Origin of the sequence: Solwaraspora sp. WMMD937 (assembly GCF_029581175.1) — a bacterium.
In the GTDB taxonomy this organism is placed as follows: Bacteria; Actinomycetota; Actinomycetes; order Mycobacteriales; family Micromonosporaceae; genus Micromonospora_E.
Map to the genome: position 1 here is coordinate 3,014,520 of NZ_CP120738.1, position 20,058 is coordinate 3,034,577.

General features: G+C 69.4%; 14 protein-coding genes and 1 pseudogene. 7 read left to right on the forward strand and 8 right to left on the reverse strand.

Going from position 1 to position 20,058, the window contains the following annotated elements; genetic code table 11:
• The first annotated feature begins 12 nt into the window (after window positions 1-12).
• Window positions 13-462 carry a carboxypeptidase-like regulatory domain-containing protein gene (locus O7621_RS13295; protein ID WP_282234237.1) on the forward strand — a complete coding sequence of 150 codons (450 nt, stop codon included), beginning with the start codon at window positions 13-15 and terminating at the stop codon, window positions 460-462.
• Window positions 463-778: 316 nt separating this feature from the next.
• Window positions 779-2,530, forward strand: coding sequence for a ricin-type beta-trefoil lectin domain protein (locus O7621_RS13300; protein WP_282234238.1), 1,752 nt, complete (start codon window positions 779-781; stop codon window positions 2,528-2,530).
• 5 nt (window positions 2,531-2,535) lie between these two features.
• Here O7621_RS13300 and O7621_RS13305 read toward each other — a convergent pair whose 3' ends face one another.
• The 7 genes and pseudogenes from O7621_RS13305 to O7621_RS13335 all read right to left on the reverse strand — a co-directional run bounded on the left by O7621_RS13305 (window position 2,536) and on the right by O7621_RS13335 (window position 11,115).
• The gene (locus O7621_RS13305; RefSeq protein ID WP_282234239.1) at window positions 2,536-3,864 is read right to left on the reverse strand and encodes an MFS transporter; all 1,329 of its coding nucleotides are present in this window, start codon (window positions 3,862-3,864) and stop codon (window positions 2,536-2,538) included.
• 16 nt (window positions 3,865-3,880) lie between these two features.
• Window positions 3,881-5,083 (reverse strand): cytochrome P450, encoded by a 1,203-nt coding sequence (locus O7621_RS13310; RefSeq protein ID WP_282234240.1) that lies wholly within the window; start codon window positions 5,081-5,083, stop codon window positions 3,881-3,883.
• A gap of 40 nt (window positions 5,084-5,123) precedes the next feature.
• On the reverse strand, window positions 5,124-5,846 hold the full coding sequence (locus O7621_RS13315; protein WP_282234241.1) for a DUF5825 family protein: 723 nt from the start codon (window positions 5,844-5,846) through the stop codon (window positions 5,124-5,126).
• A gap of 91 nt (window positions 5,847-5,937) precedes the next feature.
• A pseudogene (locus tag O7621_RS13320) lies at window positions 5,938-7,797 on the reverse strand (RiPP maturation radical SAM C-methyltransferase); the annotation flags it as partial.
• Between the two features lie 97 nt (window positions 7,798-7,894).
• Window positions 7,895-8,053, reverse strand: a complete 159-nt coding sequence (locus O7621_RS13325) for a hypothetical protein (RefSeq protein ID WP_282234242.1) — start codon at window positions 8,051-8,053, stop codon at window positions 7,895-7,897.
• Between the two features lie 5 nt (window positions 8,054-8,058).
• Entirely contained in the window at window positions 8,059-9,906 is a 1,848-nt protein-coding gene (locus O7621_RS13330; protein ID WP_348775316.1) for a prolyl oligopeptidase family serine peptidase, read from the reverse strand.
• A gap of 78 nt (window positions 9,907-9,984) precedes the next feature.
• Window positions 9,985-11,115: a LacI family DNA-binding transcriptional regulator gene (locus tag O7621_RS13335; protein ID WP_282234244.1), complete on the reverse strand. Its 1,131-nt coding sequence runs from the start codon at window positions 11,113-11,115 to the stop codon at window positions 9,985-9,987.
• A 172-nt stretch (window positions 11,116-11,287) separates the two neighbouring features.
• Here O7621_RS13335 and O7621_RS13340 point away from each other — a divergent pair, with 172 nt between their 5' ends.
• From O7621_RS13340 to O7621_RS13350, 3 genes are all read left to right on the forward strand, one after another.
• The gene (locus O7621_RS13340) at window positions 11,288-12,670 is read left to right on the forward strand and encodes a PHB depolymerase family esterase (RefSeq protein ID WP_282234245.1); all 1,383 of its coding nucleotides are present in this window, start codon (window positions 11,288-11,290) and stop codon (window positions 12,668-12,670) included.
• Window positions 12,671-12,738: 68 nt separating this feature from the next.
• Window positions 12,739-13,905, forward strand: a complete 1,167-nt coding sequence (locus O7621_RS13345; RefSeq protein ID WP_282234246.1) for a Gfo/Idh/MocA family oxidoreductase — start codon at window positions 12,739-12,741, stop codon at window positions 13,903-13,905.
• Window positions 13,906-13,917: 12 nt separating this feature from the next.
• Window positions 13,918-15,006 carry a Gfo/Idh/MocA family oxidoreductase gene (locus O7621_RS13350; protein WP_282234247.1) on the forward strand — a complete coding sequence of 363 codons (1,089 nt, stop codon included), beginning with the start codon at window positions 13,918-13,920 and terminating at the stop codon, window positions 15,004-15,006.
• A 501-nt stretch (window positions 15,007-15,507) separates the two neighbouring features.
• Here the strand turns inward: O7621_RS13350 and O7621_RS13355 are convergent.
• Window positions 15,508-17,829, reverse strand: a complete 2,322-nt coding sequence (locus O7621_RS13355) for a DUF4573 domain-containing protein (protein ID WP_282234248.1) — start codon at window positions 17,827-17,829, stop codon at window positions 15,508-15,510.
• A gap of 298 nt (window positions 17,830-18,127) precedes the next feature.
• On the opposite strand from O7621_RS13355, the gene O7621_RS13360 reads away from it, so the two are divergent.
• A complete protein-coding gene (locus O7621_RS13360) occupies window positions 18,128-18,718 on the forward strand; it encodes a tetratricopeptide repeat protein (protein WP_282234249.1) in 591 nt (196 codons plus the stop codon).
• A 12-nt stretch (window positions 18,719-18,730) separates the two neighbouring features.
• Entirely contained in the window at window positions 18,731-19,993 is a 1,263-nt protein-coding gene (locus tag O7621_RS13365) for a glycosyltransferase (protein ID WP_282234250.1), read from the forward strand.
• Window positions 19,994-20,058 lie beyond the last annotated feature (65 nt).

Consider the following 20,058-nt stretch of genomic DNA (forward strand, 5'->3'; position numbering starts at 1 on the left):
CGAGGACTGGCCATGAAGCCAGTACGACGTGCGCTTCTGCCGGTGCTGATCGTCAGCTTGCTGGTGGCGGGCTGCGCGACTGAATCATCGAGTTCGCCCGGACCGTCGGTGTCGACCGGCCCGGACACCCCCGTCTCCGACCAGCGATCGCCTGAGGGGCCCTCGGCATCGCCGGGTACGGTCGCTGGTCGCGGTACGGCGATCATCGAGGTACGGAACCCGGCGGGTGAACCGTTACCGGTGATCCCGGTGGAGGTCCGTACGGTCGGCTGGCCGATGCCCGCAGAACTGTCCGAGGACATCGCCCGGATGACCGACGCGCGTGGCGAGTACGCCTGGACCGACCTGCCACCGGGGGATTACGAGTTCACCGTACGGGTTCCGGGCGAGGACGTCGCCGCAGCCCAGCGGGTGACGGTGGTGGCGGACGAAACCAGCCGGGTGCCGATGACCCTCGGCTGAGCGGGAGCGCGGTGACGCCGTGCCGGGGTGCCCGCCCCGTCCCACCCGGCGAGCGGTGCTGTGATCGAGAACACCATTGGTCAGCCGGTCCGGCGCGGGTGGTGATCACCGGTACGTTCGTGACGGTGCTGGCCAGCTGATCACTAGGGATTCACCTCGATCATCCCTGCCCGCGCTCGCCCGCACGTATCATCAAACGATCCACCATGAGCACTCTGTGCCCCTGCGCCGGGCTCGGACGGTGCCTCTGTCTGGTGCTGGCTAGCATCTGGTGCTGGCTGAAAGGTGTGAGATCGGTGCCGAACGAGGCGAAGCGATGAGTGTCTCGATGAGGAGTCAGTTCCGGATCCTCACCGGAGCGGTCATGGGCCTGGTCACGATGGTTGCCCTGACCGCCTCGGTGGCACCCAGCCCGGCCGACGCCGGTGAGCCGCTGCCCGGCACCAGGGTGTCCGACGCGGATCTCCGGCTGCTGACCGAGGCCGCCAAGTCGTGTCCGACCTTGACCCCGGCGCGACTGGCCGGTCAGGTGATGGTCGCGTCCCGGTTCTCGGGGTTGCCGGTCGAGGCGGTGCGCTCGGTCGGCGGGCAGGGCGTCGCCGGGTTGGTGCCGACCGTGTGGCAGAAATGGGCGCCGTGGGAGGAAGCGCTGCCGGCTGACCGGGAAGCCAGCGTCACCGCCCTCGCCCACCATATGTGTCAGCTGGTCGGCCAGCTTCGGGTGCTGCAGATCGACGGCGACCGGTGGCAGCTGGCGTTGGCGGCGCACTGGGTCGGCATGGAGCCGGTCGTCGACGCGGGTGACATCCCGGCCGGCGCCCAGGAGTACATCGACACGGTGGAGCGGTACGCCATCTGGTACACGTTGCAGCCGGAGTTCGGTGGCAGTGGTGACGCGGCGCCCGAGACGTTCGTACCGGCCGTCGTGCGGGCCGCCACCGACGCCGCGCCGTCGCCGGTGCCGGATGCGTATCTCGAACTGATCCAGGCTGCTGGTGCGGTCTGCCCACAGCTGCCCCCGGCTCGGGTCGCCGCGCAGATCATGGCGACCTCCGCGTTCGACCCACAGCGGCTCGGCCCGTTGGGCGAGCAGGGCATCGCGCAGTTCCTCCCCCAGATGTGGGTCAGCTACGCCCGGCCGTCGTCGACGGCCTCGCCGTGGAACCCGGCCTCGGCTGTTCCAGCTCTCGGCCAGGCCATGTGCGCGCTCCTGGAGGCCATACCCGGAGCCGGACCGGACGACTATCCGCTGGCACTGGCGGCGTTCCTCCGCGGCGACCCGACGATCCGTACGCTGGCCGAGGTGCCGGGCGGCGACGGGATCCTGGCCCTCGCCGAGCAGGTGGGCCGCTTCGAGACCGAGTACGCAAAGGATCCAAGGCTGGCCCCGCCTGCCGCCGCCTCCCCGTCGGCGAGCCCGACCACCACGCCCAGACCCAAGGCCGGGGCAACCACCGGCGCCCCGACCGCCCCGCCGACAGCGCCCGCGCAGCCAGCGCCGACGGCGCAGGCGACCAAGCCGAGCGCCCCGGCGCCGAACGCCTCCGACCAGCCGCCGGTCAAGGCCACGGATGCCGACGGGACCAACCGTGCGTACGGCCCGTTCTTCGTCTACAACCTGGCCACCGAGATGTGCCTGGACATTCCGGGGATCGCCGCCGGGCCACGCGACGGACCGGTCCTGCAGAACCTCTGCTACGTGCACAGCCAGGACAACCAGGAGTATGCCTTCGTCCCACGCCGGGTCGACTCCGCCGGCAACCAGCTGTACTGGATTCGTAGCATCACCTCCCAGTACTGCCTGGACCTGCCCGGCCTCGGCTCGGTCCCAGCGGGAACCAGGGTGTACGAGACCGGCTGCTTCGACGACGAGAACCAGTACTGGCGACTGCAGCCCACGGTGAAGTATGGCGACACTCAGTTCTATCGGCTGATCAACACCGCCTCGAACCTCTGCCTCGACGTGCTCGGCACCGGGACCGGTGGATTGGACGAACACATCGAAGTGACTGTCTGTAGAGGAAACGACGACCACGACTGGGCACTGATCCGGCGGGTGAACTGGTGACCGGGTCACCGCTGCCGCAGCTCGCGGCGGGACAGGCCGAAGACGAACGCGGCCAGCAGGGTCGCCCCGGAGGCCAGGAAGACCGCCGTGCTGCCGTACCGGTCGACCACCAGGCCGGCGGTCACCGTGGACAGCGGGAACAGGCTCAGTGCCGCGAAGACGATCGCGCTCATCACCCGGCCCAGCAGGTGCGGCGCGGTGCTCTGCTGCATGGTGGTGATCACCAGTACGTTCGTGACGGTGCTGGCCAGACCGGCCACCACCAGGGCCACCACCGCGCCGAGGTAGCCGGCGAACGGCACGGCGGCGATCGCCAGGCCCAGCACAATGCCGGCGAGCATCGCCGTCGCGCCGCGTCGGGGCAGCCCGGCCAGGCCGGCGGAGAACAGCCCACCGACCAGCGAGCCGGCGGTGAACGCGGCCAGCAGACCACCCAGCCCGCCCGCGCCAGCGGCCAGCTCGCCGTTGCTGAGCGACGGTAACCCGATCCGGACCATGCCGCCGACGGTCAGGTTGGCGGCGGCGGTCACCAGCAGCACGGTACGCAGCAGCGCCGATTCGCGTAGCAGCCGCCAGAACCCGACCGGCGGTGCGCCACCGTCCGGTCCCACCCTGCCCGGTTGCGGGCCGCCGTCGTCGACCGGCGGCGGTGGCGGTGGCGCCGTGCCCCGCGCGACGCCGCCGATCATCGCCAGGCAGACCGCCGAGACGGCGAACGTCGCCGCGTCCACCCCGAACGCCACCGCCGGGGAGAGCGCCGCCACGACGAGCCCGGCCACCCCGGGGCCGATCATCCCGGCGGTGAAACTCGCGGTGCTGTGCAGCCCGTTGCCGGCCTGCAACTGATCGGCGGGCAGCAGCCGTGGGGTGATCGCGTAGGCGGCCGGCTGGAACAGGCCCGCACCCAGGCCGGTGCCGGCGACCAGCACCGCGATCACCGGTACGGACGGATCGTCGGCGACGGCGGCCGCGACGATGCCGACGGTGAAGACGACCCGGCTCAAATCGGAGATCAGCATCACCCGCCACGGTCCGATCCGGTCGGACAGAATCCCACCCAGCGGTGTCGTCACAAGCCGGCACACCCCGTACCCGGCGACCAGCAGGCCCAGCTCACGCCCGCCACCGCCGAGCTGGTAGACGAGGAACGGCAGAGCGACGGCGTGGAACGCGTCGCCGAACACGGACACCAGTTCGGCGGCGAACAGCAGGCGGTAGCCGCGCGAGCGCAGCGGCGCGAAGCTGAGTCGCGGTCGGAACCGCCGGGCCGCTGTCCCGGCCGCCGCAGTCTCCGACGTCGAATCAGGCGCCGAGTCGGTCGCGGACTCAGTCACGGAGCCAGGCATCGAATCAGTCACCGAGGGCCACCGGCAGCGATTCCAGCCCTCGGAGCATGATCGTGTTCCGCCACGGCAGTTCGTGTTCGTCGGCGGCGAGTGTCAGCCCGGGATGCCGGTCCAGCAGGGCGCCGAGCGCCAGCTCGCCTTCGAGCTTGCCGAGGAACGCGCCTAGGCAGCGGTGCAGACCGTGGCCGAACGCCAGGTGTCCGGGGTCGCTCCGGTCCAGGATCAGCCGGTCGGGTTCGGGGAACCGGTCCGGATCCCGGTTGGCGCCGCCGAGCGAGACGAGCACGAGCTCACCGGCGGGAATCCGTACCCCGTCGATGTCGACCTGCTCGGTGGTGAACCGCAGCGTCGCCATGCTGACCGGCGATTCGTAGCGCAGGAACTCGTCGATCGCGGCCGGCAGCGCCGGTCGGTTCGCCAGCAGCCACCGTAGCTGGTCGGGGTGGCGCAGCAGGGCGAGCGTGGCGGTGCCGAGCAGGTTGACGGTGGTCTCGTGGCCGCCGATCAGCAGCAGGAAGACCATTCCGACGATTTCGTCGTCGGTCAGCTCACCGGCGTCCCGGGCGGCCAGCAGGCCGGTCAGGATGTCGTCGCCGGGATGTGCCCGTCGGTGCCGCAGCTGCCCGCCGATGTAGTCGGTCATCTCACCGAGGGCGGTGGCGAAGTCCGCAGGGTCGTCGCTGTGCGTGAGGATCGCCGTCGACCAGGCGCGGTACGCGGCGCGGTCCTCGGCCGGGAAGCCGAGCAGCTCACAGATGATCAGCATCGGCAGCGGGAAGGCGAAGTCCTTCACCAGGTCCACCGTCCGGCGTCCGGCGATGTCGTCGAGCAGCGACGTGGTGATCCGGTCCACCATCGGCCGCATGGCGGCCACCCGCCGGGCGGTGAACGCCGCGTGGATGAGCCGCCGCAGCCGGGTGTGGTCAGGCGGGTCGCTGTTGAGCATGTGGACGACGTCACCGCCGAGGGTGACCCCGGCTACCCGGTCGTCGGCGAGCGCCTGGGCACGCCGGGCGTCCTGCCCGAACCGCGGATCGGCGAGCGCCGCCCGCACGTCGCGGTACCGGGCGATCACCCACATCGGCAGCCCTTCGTCGCTGTGCAGGATCGACACCGGGCCGTTGGACCGGATGCGGGCCAACGTCGGGTACGGGTCGGCGATGTACGGCACCTCGGGCTGCGTCGCCGTACCGGCCACGGTGTCCATGTCCCTCCTCGCGGAAACGGTCGGTGAAGGTGGGTGGTACTCATACCGCCAGCGCCGGGAACGGCCAGCGGTAAGCCGGGGTCGGCAGCCACCACAGCTGCCCAGCCTGGGCCGCGATCAGCCGGGCGTCGGCCAGGTCCCGCCGAACCGGCGCGGGCACCTGCCCGGCCGGTACCCCTTCGGTCAGCTGCCCGATGGCGACCAGATGCTCCGGTTCGTCGATGGTGAACAGCTCCAGCGCACCGGCGCGGCGGTCGCGGACCTCGACGAACCCGGGCCCGCGCCGGAACACGCACTTGCCGAGGAAGAACGAGTCCCGCCAACCGCGTACCGCCTGGTCGTCGGCACCGCTGGCACCGCTGTCCACCCGGTCCGGTGGGAACAGATGGTCGAACATGCCCTGTCCGGCGCAGCCGTCGTGGCAGCGGGCCACCCAGTCGACCGCGATGGCGCGGGCGGTGAGTTCCCGGATCAGCACCAGGGCGCGGGCGGAGGCGAACCCGGCGTCCCGGCACAGGTCGACCGGGGCGGGCAGCCGGGCATGTCGTACGCCGGCCCGGTGCAGGTCCGCCACCAGCGGCCGCCACGCACCGGCGACCCGCCGGGTGCCGAACGACATCCCCGTCACCTGGGCCGCGTCGGGCAGATAGTCGCGGGACAGCGCGATCTCGATCGCACACCCGGTCCAGTCGGTCGGGCCGGTTGACCCGGGCGGGCTGCTCGGGCTGGTCTGGGTGGTGACGTCAGCCGACGGCGACGGCATGCGGCTCCTCCTCGCTCTGCCCGGTCGTGCCGGTGCCCGGTTGTCCGCCGCTGCCGCCGGCTGCGTTCCCGGCGGTGCCTGCGGCGGCCCTCCGGCGGTGGTCTGTCCGGGCCAGCATCTGGTTGTCGGACTCGACCGCGAGATGCACCTGGTAGCCGTCGTCGTAAAACAGGATGCCCAGCGCCGACCAGCGGTCCAGCAGCGGTTCGACGACCGCCGATCCGCCGGGCACCTTCGCGGCGAGGGTGGCGGCGGTACGCGGCTGATCGAGCAGCCGGAACAGGGCGATCTCCGGTGGCGTGGCCAGCTCCAGCACGGTCCAGTCGTAGGCCGCGCGTTGGCTCACCAGCACGATCCGGTCCGGCAGTTCCTGACAGGTGAGTCGGCTGACGGGGTACTGCGCCTGCCAGGTGGCGAGGGCCGCGTCGAGCTCGGCGGCCTGGGTTTGGTCGATGCCGTGCGGCACCGACGTGAAGATGTACGCCAGGTCGGCGAGTTCCGCCTCGGGCAGCCGGTAGATCTCGGCGTACTGCGGTGCCGGCCGAAGGTCGGCGAATCCCAGCTCCGGGCGGTCGAAGTAGGGGCTGAACCGTTCGATGGCGATCCGGGCGGCCCCCATCGGCGGCTCCAGGTGGTGCAGTGCCGGCAGCTGGTCGACGATGCTGGTGTAGTCCCGCGCCGTCTCGCCGGGGAATCCGTACAGGTAGTTCCAGCTGGCCGTCACACCGGCACTCTGCGCGTCGCGCAGCGCCCGCACGTTCTGGCAGCCGGTCACGCCCTTGTCCATCAGCCGCAGCACGTGGCTGCTGAGATTCTCCACGCCCGGCTGGACCTGCACCGCACCGGAGTCGTTGAGCTGCTGGAAGTGTCGTCGGCGCAGGTTGGCCTTGACCTCGAAGTGCAGGCGGACGTCGTACTCCGATTCGGCCAGGCGTTGCAGCACCGAGTCGAAGTAGGCCATGTCGAGGATGTTGTCGACCACGATGAAGTCGAGCAGCTGATGGCTCCGGGCGAGGTTGAGGACCTCGTCGAGAAAGCGGGCCGGACTCTTGCTGCGGAACTGCATGAACGACCCGTTGAGCCCGCAGAACGTGCAGTGGTGTTTCTCGCCCCACCAGCAGCCGCGGGAGCCTTCGACGACCAGCCGGGGCGCTACCCAGTCGGCTGCCGCCGACGTGTCCAGCCGGTCCAGGTAGCCGGTGTAGTCGGGCGCGACGATGTCGCCGGGCGGCAGTGGTCGCGACGACATCGGGTTGGCCCGGGCGAGGCCGTCGGCGTCGCGCCAGCACAGCCCGGAGATGTCGGCGAGCCCCGATGAGCCGATCCGGCCGGACCCGTCGGCCGAGTTGAGGGCGGCGAGCAGCTGCGGGAAGGCGACTTCGCCTTCGCCGCGTACCACGTAGTCGACGTAGCGGAAGTTGCGGTGCAGCGCCGCTCCCTGCGGACCGTCGCAGTTGGCCCCGCCGAACACGATCCGGGTGCCGGGCCGTGCCTGCTTGACCAGACGGGCGACGGCGAGGCTGGCGGCGTTCTGCTGGAACGTGGTGGTGAATCCGACGACGTCCGGCGCGGCGTCGGCCAGTTCGGCGGCGAGTTCGCGGATGAAGCCGGGCACCAGCCGGTGCATCGCCCGGGTCAGTGCGATCTCGGTGTCGGTCGAGCCGCCTTCGGTGAGCAGCCGGGCGTACGGGTCGAACGGGCGCTCCTCGTCGTCCAGCAGTCCGGAGAAGACCCAGTCCCCGGCGCCGAGGAAGTAGGAGGACTCAGAAAAGTAGCGGTAGTCGGCGAGCGTGAAGTCGGTGGCCCCGGTCACCCAGTCGACGAAGTCGATGTTCGCGTAGCGGACCTGCACGTCGTGACCGGCGCGACCGGCCGCCGCGCGCAGAATGCCCAACGCCAGTGACGGCACGTCGATCGACCCCCACGGCATGTGCAGCAGGACGACTTTCACTTCCGGCCCCTCTCCGACGGTGGTGGGCGTCGTTCCGGAGCGGCAGGCGCTCTCACTCCGGAACGACGCCGTCGACCGTGCGCTCAGCACCGACCTGTCACTCGCCGGCGGGTGCCTTGTCGGCCGCCGACTCGGTCACGTCGTGCCGCCTGGCCGGGACTGCCCGGTCCATGTCGAGGAGCATCTTGACGATGACCGCCCCACGCTCCCGCTCGCTGGTGGTGATCGGGTCGTGACGTACGCTGCGTCGCTTCATACCATTCACCTCCCTCCCTGGCTGGCTGTCAGGTACGGGCGACCGTCCACTGCGGTCGTCCGGCTTCGGTCCGGTCGCAACACCGCGTCGGCGTACCGGAGCAGTTCGTCGAAGGTCCGGGTCTGGCCGGCCGCGTCGCCGTGGTGGCCGCCGGGCATCCAGTGCAGTCGGTGCGGTACGCGCCGGTGCCGCAACGCGGCGACGTAGCGGCGGATCTGGTCCGGCGGGCAGCGGTCGTCATCGGTGGCGGCGGCGATGAACAGCGGCCCGTGGACCCGGTCCAGGTAGGTCGTCGGGTCTGCGGCGCGGTACCGCTGCGGTACGTCGTCGGGCCCGCCGCCGAACAGTTCGTCGTCGACCTCACGCAGCGCGGCGGTGGCGCCCCGGTGCGCCGCTGGGTAGTCGGCGATCGGGCAGACGGCGAGACCGACCGCCCAGTCGGCCGGCGCGACGCCCATCGCGAGCAGCACCAGGTAGCCGCCCCACGAGTAGCCGCACAGCCCGGTCCGGCCCGGCTCGGCCACGCCGAGGTCGAGCAGCTTGCGGCGTACGGCGGCCAGGTCCTCCAACTGCGCCAGACCGACCCGGTGGTTGAAGTCCCGCTGCCACCGTGGCCCGTATCCGGTTGATCCCCGGTAGTTGGTACGCGCCACCGCGTAGCCGGCGCGTACCAGCAGCTCCACCCTCGGGTCGTAGGCGTCCCGGTCGTGCAGGTACGGCCCGCCGTGCACCAGGAACAGGGTCGGCCATGGTCCGGTGCCGGTTGGGGTGGCCAGGAAACTGTGGATCCGCCCGTACGGCTGGTCGGTCCACAGTTCGGTGCGTCCGGCGGGGGTGGCGGGGTGGTTGGTGGGTCGGGGCCGGCGGGCCGGCTGCGCGGTGGCCGTACCGGGGTGGGTGACCAACCGGCGGGGTGGCACCGAGTCGCTGGTCCAGATGTAGTGGATCGCGCCGTCGGGGGCGACGGCCAGGTCGAGGATGGTGCCGGATGGGGTGGCGACGGTGATCTGCTCGCCGGTTCCGGGGTCGGCCAGTAGCAGCCGGCTGCGCCCGGCCCGGTCGTGCTGGACGAGGATCCGTCCGTCGTCGCCGTACCAGTGGGCGGTGATCTCCGACTCGTATGACAGGCCGCTGGACAGTTCGATGCCGCGGTCGCGCCGCCAGATGCCGATCTGGTACCGGTCCGGCGTCTCGACGACGATCAGCAGTTCCGGATCGGGTCGGTCGCCGGGGCGGAACTCCAGGGCCCAGATCCGCTGCTGGTCGCTGCCGGCGACGGTGTCGGTCCGTCCGTCGGTGAGCCGCACGACGCTGACCGCCGTCGCGGCGTCGGCCCGGGCGGCGAGCGCGATGGTGTTTCCGTCGCCGGCCAGGTCGACCAGGGCGGTGTAGCCGGCGCTGACCGCCACCAGGTGACCCGGTCCGCCCGGTTCTCCCACATAGCAGCGGGTCTGCCGGCCGGTGCCGACGCAGACTGCGGCGCGGCGGCCGGTGGCGTCGAAGGCGATGCCGTGCTGCCGGCCGGGCGGTAACCCGGTCAATGCCAGCGGCGGCGGGCCGGCCGTGTCCCGACCGGCTGCGAGTCGACCAGTCTCCGTCTGACCGGGGTCGACCGGCTGGCGGCGCCAGACACCGACGTCGGTCCGGTCCGCGTCGAACCACCAGAAGTGCCGGCCGTCGGGCTCGATGTCGCAGGCGGACACCCCGTTCGGTGCGGCGGTGCGAATTCGACGTCGGTCTGTCTCGACGTTCCAGGTCAGGACCTGGGTAAGGTCACCGTCGTCGTGCAACTCGACGGCCCTGGTCGGCTGGTGCGTAGCGAAGGCAGGTACGTGTGGTGTGTTCACAACCACCCCGATCGGGTCGCGTACCACACCGAGCGTAATTGATCTGCTTCTATTGGTAAAGAAGATGTTCGACTGTCGGCTGAATCACCTGGTCGCCGGCGTGGGTGCGGTGCTGCCCCGGACGACGAGAGTGGTGCCGATCTCCACCCGGTGTTGCGGCAACACGCCACCGTTGGCCAGCGCGAGTACCATCCCGGCGGCGGTCGACGCCATCTCGGTCAGCGGCTGGCGCACGGTGGTCAGCGGCGGGCAGCACCAGCGGGCGTTGTCGATGTCGTCGAAGCCGACCACACTCAGGTCGTCCGGTATGCGCAGGCCGAGCCGCCAGGCTGCACTGTAGACGCCGAGGGCCTGTAGGTCGTTGCCGCAGAGCACCGCCGTCGGCCGATCGGGCCGGTCGAGCAGGTCACGCCCGTGTGTCTCACCGTCCTCGAAGAAGAACCGGCCGCTGCGGACCAGGTCGTCATCGAGCCGTACGCCAACCGCCGCCATCGCCGCCCGGCAGCCCTCCAGCCGCGCGCGGGCGCCGAGCATGTCGAGCGGGCCGCTGATCACGGCGATCCGGCGGTGCCCGAGGTCGAGCAGATGGCGGGTCGCGGTGATGCCGCCGTTCCAGTTGGTGGCGCCGACCGACGGGGTCGGGTGGGCCGGTTCGCCGACCGGGTCCAGGGCGACCAGGGGGATGGCGCTGGCGGCCAGTTGGGCGTGCTGCTCCGGCGTGAACGCGGAGTATACGGCGATCACCCCGACCGGTCGGCGGGCCAGCAACTGCTCGGCCCAGGACCGGCCCGGTTCGGTGCGGCCCTGCACCTCGGTGAATCCGACGGCGAGCTCGGCGGTCCGGGCGACCAGTTCCACCCCACGCAGGATCTCGATCGCCAGGTGGCTCTCGAGTTGATAGAAGACGACCTCGATGCCGGCGGTCGGGGAGGCCGAGCCGGGCCGCTGGTAGCCGTGCTCGCGAACCAGTGCCTCGATTCGACGGCGGGTCTCCAGCGCCACTCCGGACCGTCCGTTGAGCACCTTCGAGACGGTGGGTTTCGAGACGCCGGCGAGCTCGGCGATCGTCGCGACGGAAAGGTCGCCACGGCGGCGTCCGCGTCGCTGACCTTCCGGCGGCCTACCGGTCGCCGGTGGGTGGTCCGGGTGGGTGGGGGCGTGGTCCACGACCGATTCGCCAACCTTCCGCTTGATCTGGGGCATCGCCCGGCTCATGCTACGGAGTGTCGAAGCGTTTCTATGTGCATGTCTCGATGTTGGTTCGACGCCGACCTTGAATCTTGAACCGTTTCTATCGATACTAGTAACTGTTTCGAGCCGGAGTAAAGCGGGAGCCTGGGCAGCCCCGCGTCAGACCCCAATTCTGCGTGCGTTCCGGAGGAACCACATGAGACTCATGGCCAAGATGCTGGCCGCCGCCGCAGCAACCGTCACCGCCGCGGCGGCCGCACTGACCTTCGCGGCACCTGCCTCGGCAGCCACCCTGACCGAGGTCACCAACTTCGGCACCAACCCCAGCAACCTGCGCATGTACCTGTACGTGCCGGACCGGGTCGCGCCCCGTCCGGCGATCCTGGTCGCGATGCACTACTGCACCGGCACCGGCCCGGCGTTCTACTCCGGCACCCAGTACGCCGCCCTGGCGGACCGGTACGGCTACATCGTCATCTACCCGTCGGTCACCCGCAGCAGCCAGTGCTTCGACGTCTACTCGCCGCAGGCGTTGACCCGGGGCGGCGGCAGCGACCCGGTCGGCATCCGGTCGATGATCAGCTACGTGGAGCAGCGCTACAACACCGACCCGAACCGGATCTTCGCCACCGGCGTCTCGTCCGGCGCGATGATGACCAACGTGATGCTCGGCGTCTACCCGGACGTCTTCGCCGCCGGCGCGTCCTTCGCCGGGGTGCCGTTCACCTGCTTCGCCACCACCGGCGGTTCCGAGTGGAACAGCCAGTGCTCGGGCGGGCAGATCGTCCGTACCCCCCAGCAGTGGGGCGACGCGGTCCGCAACAGCCTGCCCGGCTACTCGGGCCCGTGGCCCCGGATGCAGATTTGGCACGGCACCAACGACGACACGCTGCGCTACCCCAACTTCGCCGAGCAGATCAAGCAGTGGACCAACGTGCACGGGCTGAGCCAGACCCCGACCTACACCGACAGCCCGCAGGGCAACTACACCCGCACCCGGTACGGCAGCTCAGGCGGGATGGCCCCGGTCGAGGCGATCAGCATGCAGGGCACCGGGCACAACCTGCCGGTCGACGCCGCCCAGGTGATCCGCTTCTTCGGCCTCGACGGCACCGCTCCGCCGACGACGGCTCCGCCCACCACGGCGCCGCCGACGACGGCTCCGCCCACCACGGCGCCGCCGACGACGGCTCCGCCCACCACGGCGCCGCCGACGACGGCCCCGCCCACCACCGCACCGCCGACCACGCCGCCGCCGTCCGGGGCCTGCCGGGTCACCTACGGGGTGAACGCGTGGAACAACGGGCTGGTCGCCTCGGTGACCATCGCCAACACCGGCAGCAGCGCGATCAACGGCTGGAGCCTGGCGTTCACCCTGCCGGCCGGGCAGACCATCATCTCCGGCTGGAACGCGACGTACTCGCCGACCAGCGGCGCGGTCACCGCCCGCAACATGTCCTACAACGCCACCATCCCGCCGAACGGCTCACAGAGCATCGGCTTCCAGGCCACCCACTCCGGCGACAGTGGTAGGCCCAGCTCGTTCACCCTCAACGGCACCCCCTGCGCCGTCGCCTGACGTGCGCCACGGTGGTGGGGGGTCCGACCGGACGGACGCCCCACCACCCGTATGCGATGGAGGACGGCATGCTCAAGGTGGGAATCATCGGTGCCGGCGGCATCGCCGGTACGCATATCGCCGGTTACCAGGAGTTCGGGGAGGACTGCCGGATCACCGCCGTCTGCGACGTGACCCTGGCGAAGGCGCGGGAGTGCAGGACGACCTTCAATCTCACCAGCGCCCGCGTCTACGACGATGCCGGGGCCCTGCTCGCCGCCGAGGAGTTGGACCTGGTCAGCATCGCGACACCGCCGTCGACGCACGCCGACATCACGATCGCGGCCCTGCGCGCGGGCGTCAACGTCCTGGTGGAGAAGCCGATGGCTCCGTCGTTGCAGGAGTGCGACGCGATGCTCCGCGCCGCCACCGAATCGGGCAAGCTGCTGTCGGTCGTCGCACAGAACCGGTTCCGCGACGACATGGCCACCTTGAAGGCGGTGCTGGACTCTGGTCTCATCGGGCCTGTGTCACACGTGCAGGTCAACTCGTCGTGGTGGCGGGGGCGGCCGTACTACGACCTGTGGTGGCGGGGGACCTGGGCGTCCGAGGGCGGCGGCTGCACCCTCAACCACGCCATCCACCACATCGACCTGACCATGTGGATGCTCGGTCGGCCCTCGGCGGTCACCGCGATGCTGGTCAACTCGCAGCACGACAACGCCGAGGTCGAGGACCTGTCCGTCGCGATCCTGCAGTACGACCGGGCGCTGGCCCAGCTCACCAGCTCGGTGGTGCACCACGGCGAAGAACAGGAGATCGTCATTCAGGGCGCGTACGCTCGGGTTTCCCAGCCATGGCGGGCAGCGGCCGAGACCAGTGCACCGAACGGGTTCCCCACCCCGGGTGGCAACCCGGACCTGCTCGCCGACCTCAATGCTCTTGCGCAGGCGCGCCGCCCGTTGGCACATGTCGGGCACACCGGCCAGATCGGCGACGTCCTGCGTGCGGTCCGCGACGGGGTGGCACCTGCGGTGAGCGGCACCGACGGACGCAACGCGGTCGAGCTGGTCACCGCGATCTACGAATCGGGGATCGAACGCCGCCCGGTGGCCCTCCCGCTGTCCCCGGACGATCCCTACTATCAGCGCGGCACCCTGGTACGGCGCGCGCCGCGGTTCTTCGAGAAGACCGCTGCGGTGCGGAACCTGCCCGGTGCCATCACCGTCGGCGGCACGGCCGACCACGACAACTGAGGAGACGAACACGTGGCGAAGGTCAGTGGGGCGACGTACGCTCCGGATCCCGTACCGGCCCCGGTGGTGGCACCGGGGGAGTTCGTCTTCGCCGCGGTCGGCCTCAACCACGGGCACATCTACGGCATGAGTTCCGGTCTGCTCGGTGCCGGCGCCACCCTCAAATGGGTGTACGACCCCGACCCGGCCAAGGTCGACGCGTACCGTCAGCGGTTCCCGCAGGCGCGGGTGGCGCGTGACGAGGCGGAGATCCTTGACGACGACGCGGTCCACCTGGTGGCTGGTGCCGCCGTCACCTCGCAACGGTGCGCTCTCGGCCTGCGGGTCATCGCGGCCGGCAAGGACTACTTCACCGACAAGGCCCCGCTCACCACCCTGGAACAGCTGGCCGAGGCGCGCGAAGCGACCGCGCGCACCGGACGCAAGTACGCGGTCTACTACTCGGAGCGGATCCACGTCGAGGCGGCGGTGCTGGCGGGTCAGCTCGTCCAGCGGGGTGCCATCGGTCGGGTGGTGCAGGTCATGGGCCTGGGGCCGCACCGCCTGTCCGCCGCCGGCCGCCCGGACTGGTTCTTCGTCAAGGAGAAGTACGGCGGCATTCTCTGCGACATCGGCAGCCACAACGTCGAACAGATGCTGTACTTCACCGGCTCGACCGACGCCGAGATCAGCCACTCCACCGTCGGCAACTTCAACCACCCCCAGTACCCGGAGCTCGACGACTTCGGCGAGCTGAGCCTGGTGCTGAACAGCACCGCGACCGGCTACTGCCGGGTGGACTGGTTCACGCCCGACGGGCTGCGTACCTGGGGTGACGGGCGCACCTTCATCCTCGGCACCGACGGCTACATCGAACTGCGCAAGTACATCAACGTGGCGACCGACGCCAGCCCCGGGCACGTCTTCCTCGTCGACGGCACGGGCGAGCACCATCTGGTCGCCGCCGGTCAGGTCGGCTATCCGTACTTCGGCCAGCTGATCCTCGACTGCCTGCACCGGACCGAGAACGCCATGACCCAGGCCCACGCGTTCAAAGCGGCGGAGCTCAGCGTCCGTGCCCAGCAGCAGGCACGGGTGCTCCGGCACGCCGTGGACCGCTGACTTCTTCGGCGCGGTGTATCGCTCTGGGAGCCCTTGACCGGTTGCCGAGCGTTGCGTCGAGGCGAGGAAGCCTCATAACAGATATTTTTGGATAATAGGTACATATAGGCTTCTGCGCGCTTATGGTCTTGAGCAGTGCGGGTCCCCCCAACGCCCGTCGAGGAACTTCTACTGGCCTTTCGGGACGCTGCGGGAGTAGCTGTGACCAGTGAGCGACGCCTACGTCGACGACTTAAACAAGCCCAAACCCCGGCCAAGGTGGGCTATCTCCTGCTGCTTGCCGCGACGACCGGTAGCTTGACGCCGGTGGTGCAGCCGGCCGCTGCGGCAGAGGTCCGGCAGTTGGAGGATGTGCGTCCCAGCGCGGAGTCATCGCTCGTCACACCTGGGCCGCATGGGCACCGTGCCGTCTGGTATCCCGCAGCGCCGCTGCGCGACGACCCGGCGATTGGCGATCGCGAACGCTGGCAGCCGGGCCTTGGGCCGCAGGGTTGGCAGCGCTCAGAAGACGAATGGCGTCGACACAAGCCGAGCCGTGGCCCTCAAGGACCGCAGGGCGCTCAGGGTGCGCAAGGGGCACAGGGCGCTCAGGGTGCGCAGGGTGCGCAGGGCGTTCAAGGGGCACAGGGCTTCCAGGGTGCGCAGGGTGCTCAAGGCGTGCAGGGAGCACAGGGCTTCCAGGGCGTGCAGGGTGCTCAAGGTGCGCAGGGTGCGCAGGGTGCTCAAGGGGCGCAGGGCGCTCAAGGTGCGCAGGGCGCTCAAGGCGTGCAGGGAGCTCAGGGTGCGCAGGGCGCGCAGGGAGCGCAGGGCTTCCAAGGTGCGCAGGGTGCGCAGGGCGCGCAGGGAGCGCAGGGCTTCCAAGGTGCGCAGGGTGCGCAGGGCGCGCAGGGAGCGCAGGGCTTCCAAGGTGCGCAGGGCGCGCAGGGAGCGCAGGGCTTCCAAGGTGCGCAGGGTGCGCAGGGTGCGCAGGGCGCGCAGGGAGCGCAGGGCTTCCAAGGTGCGCAGGGTGCGCAGGGCGCTCAGGGTGCTCAAGGCGTGCAGGGAGCGCAGGGCTTCCAGGGCGTGCAGGGCGCTCAAGGGGCGCAGGGCGCTCAAGGCGTGCAGGGTGCGCAGGGCGCTCAGGGTGCGCAGGGTGCGCAGGGCTTCCAGGGTGCGCAGGGTGCTCAAGGCGTGCAGGGTGCTCAAGGTGCGCAGGGCTTCCAGGGTGCGCAGGGCTTCCAGGGTGCGCAGGGCTTCCAGGGTGCGCAGGGCTTCCAGGGCGTGCAGGGTGCGCAGGGTGCGCAGGGTGCTCAAGGTGCGCAGGGTGCTCAAGGTGCGCAGGGTGCGCAGGGCGCTCAAGGCGTGCAGGGTGCGCAGGGTGCGCAGGGCTTCCAGGGTGCGCAGGGTGTGCAGGGCTTCCAGGGTGCTCAGGGTGTGCAGGGCGCGCAGGGTGCGCAGGGTGCGCAGGGCGTTCAAGGGGCGCAGGGCGCTCAAGGCGTGCAGGGCGCTCAAGGTGCGCAGGGTGCGCAGGGTGCGCAAGGCGTGCAGGGAGCGCAGGGCTTCCAGGGCGTGCAGGGCGCTCAAGGGGCGCAGGGCGCTCAAGGCGTGCAGGGTGCGCAGGGCGCTCAGGGTGCGCAGGGTGCGCAAGGCGTGCAGGGAGCGCAGGGCTTCCAGGGCGTGCAGGGTGCGCAGGGTGCGCAGGGCGCGCAGGGAGCGCAGGGTGCTCAAGGTGCGCAGGGTGCGCAGGGCGCTCAGGGTGCTCAAGGTGCGCAGGGCTTCCAGGGTGCGCAGGGCTTCCAGGGTGCGCAGGGCTTCCAGGGTGCGCAGGGTGCTCAAGGCGTGCAGGGTGCTCAAGGTGCGCAGGGTGCTCAAGGTGCGCAGGGTGCTCAAGGTGCGCAGGGTGCGCAGGGCGCTCAAGGCGTGCAGGGCGCGCAGGGTGCGCAGGGCTTCCAGGGTGCTCAGGGTGTGCAGGGCGCGCAGGGTGCGCAGGGTGCGCAGGGCGTTCAAGGGGCACAGGGCTTCCAGGGTGCGCAGGGCGCTCAAGGGGCGCAGGGCGCTCAAGGCGTGCAGGGCGCTCAAGGTGCGCAGGGAGCTCAAGGAGCTCAGGGCGCTCAAGGCGTGCAGGGTGCGCAGGGTGCGCAGGGTGCTCAAGGTGCGCAGGGTGCTCAAGGTGCGCAGGGTGCGCAGGGCGCTCAAGGCGTGCAGGGTGCGCAGGGTGCGCAGGGTGCGCAGGGTGCTCAAGGAGCTCAGGGTGCGCAGGGCTTCCAGGGCGTGCAGGGAGCTCAAGGAGCTCAGGGTGCGCAGGGCGCTCAAGGCGTGCAGGGTGCGCAGGGTGCGCAGGGTGCTCAAGGTGCGCAGGGAGCGCAGGGTGCGCAGGGTGCTCAAGGCGTGCAGGGTGCGCAGGGCTTCCAGGGCGTGCAGGGAGCTCAAGGAGCTCAAGGAGCTCAAGGAGCTCAGGGTGCGCAGGGCTTCCAGGGCGTGCAGGGAGCTCAAGGAGCTCAAGGAGCCCAAGGAGCTCAGGGAGCTCAGGGTGCGCAGGGAGCTCAGGGTGCTCAAGGCGTGCAGGGAGCGCAGGGCTTCCAGGGCGTGCAGGGTGCGCAGGGTGCGCAGGGGTTCCAGGGTGCTGACGGTGCCCAAGGGGCGCAGGGCGCTCAAGGCGTCCAAGGGGCGCAAGGTGCTCAAGGGGCGCAGGGCTTCCAGGGTGCGCAGGGTGCGCAGGGTGCTCAAGGTGCGCAGGGTGCTCAAGGGGCGCAGGGCTTCCAGGGTGCGCAGGGTGCGCAGGGTGCTCAAGGTGCGCAGGGTGCTCAAGGTTTCCAGGGCGTGCAAGGTCCCCAGGGGCCACAAGGCGCGCAAGGTGCAGGCTTCCCGGATCTCTACGTCAACTCGGCTTCCGCAGGGGGGTCCGGGCTGCTTGAGGTGCAGTGCGATGCGGGGGACGTTGCTACCGGTGGTGGTTACCAATCCCAGGGAAGCCCCGACACATCGCGGCCAATCCCCATCGCCGGTGAGCCGACTGGTTGGCAAGCCGAGTTTGGCGGAACTGGCGGCACAGTCTATGTCGTCTGTGCGGACATTGCGTGATCTGAAGGTCGACGAACGAGAGCGCTCGGTGTTGGACATCAATTATTAGGAGTGACGAGAAATGAAAATGCGAACGATGTTTGGATCGCTGGCGTGTGGTGCAGTGCTACTGGCCGGGGTTCCGGCATGCACCACCGACGGAGAAGCGCAGGGTCCGGAAACCAAGAATGCCGGAGCTGTGAGCGAAGACCTCGTCGCCTTGGTTCGGAAGGGTGTCGAGGAGGGCCAGTCGGGAGATATTGAGAAGGCTAAAGAAACCTTTGAGCAGGTACTGGCTGTCGATGAGAATAACGTGTTGGCCTGGTACAACCTCGGCTACATCGCGCAGTCGCGGGACCAGATCGCGCAGGCCATCGAACGCTATGATCAGGCATTAGAGGCTGATCCCTCCTATAAGCCTGCTCTGTTCAACAAGGCCATCGCACTCGAAAGCCGTGACAAGGAGGCGGCGATCGGTCTGTATCGCCAGATCGTCGACCTTGATGATGAGGCTTCGACCGCGTACCTGCGGCTGGGTCTCTTGCTGATGAGCGAGGGTGATGAGGCCGAAGCCCGTACGGCGTTCGAGAAGGCGGCGCGGCTCGATAGAGCGCTGTTGGAAAGCGTTCCCGAAGAACATCGAGGCGACGTCGAAGATGTTCTGAGCCAGTGAGTGAGTGGTGAGATGAGGAAGCCAGCTGTTACAGTTTTCACAGGCAGTAATCGCACCAAGTTCTTGGATGAGTGCCATCAGTCGCTCCAAGCGCAGACGTTCGATGATTGGGAGTGGGTCATCGTTCTGAATCAAGGGAACCGCTGGCGGCCCGAGGTGCCGGATCAGCGAATTCGCCTGGTGGTGCAGGATGAGGTGTCGGGCGTTGGTGCGGTCAAGAAGCGGGCCTGTGCGGAGGCGTCGGGCGACATACTCGTCGAGTTGGACCACGACGATCTTCTTGCTAGCGACTGCCTCGAAAAGGTGGTTGATGCCTTCGACGAGAATCCGGAGGCCGGCCTGGTCTACAGCGACACCGCCCAGATTGCTGAGGACGGTAGTCGCGACGACAGTCGTTTTTCGGCTGATCATGGTTGGCGATATCGGGACGTCAGGGTTGATGGCCGCGAAGTGTTGGCCTGTATGGCACTGCCGCCGACGCCGCACAACGTGAGCTACATCTGGTACGCGCCGAATCATGTACGTGCGTTTCGCCGGGACATCTACGAAAAGTCCGGCGGGTACGACGAGGTACTTGACGTCGCCGACGATGCCGACCTCATGTGTCGCATGTATCAGCTAGCGGATTTTCATCACATCCCAGAGTGTCTCTACCTGCAACGGATGCATGCAGGAAATACGCAGCGTGTGCCGGAGATGAACGCCAAGATTCAGCAGCGTACTGTGGAGGTCTATGACCGGAATGTGCAGCTGAACGCGTTGGCGTGGGCCAAGCGGCAGGGTCTGCTTGCGCTCGACCTGGGTGCGGCACACAACAAGGTCGAAGGTTACCAAGGTGTCGATGTTCATGCCGGACCTGAGGTTGACATGGTATGTGACATCACCAAGGGCCTGGATCTGCCGGACAGCAGCGTTGGAGTGATCCGGGCGAGTGACTTTCTGGAGCACATCCCGGACAAGATCGCGTTGTTCAACGAGCTGTACCGCTTGTTGGCGCCTGGCGGGATGCTGTTGTCGTTGACGCCGAGCAGCGACGGCAGGGGCGCGTTCCAGGACCCGACGCATGTTGCCTTCTACAACGAGAACTCGTTCTGGTATTTCACGGACCAGCAGTACGCCAAGTACGTACCGGAGATTACCTGCCGTTTCCAGGTGTCCAGGTTGGTTACCTACTTCCCGACGGACTGGCACCGCGCGCACCACATTCCGTACGTGGCGGCCAACCTGATCGCGATCAAGGACGAGGTGCGAAACGGGGGGCTGTTGGCGGTCTGACGTGGCGGTTGCCGGAGAAGCCGGCCTGCCAAGGCGGCCGCGCGAACCCTGGAACAAGAGACACA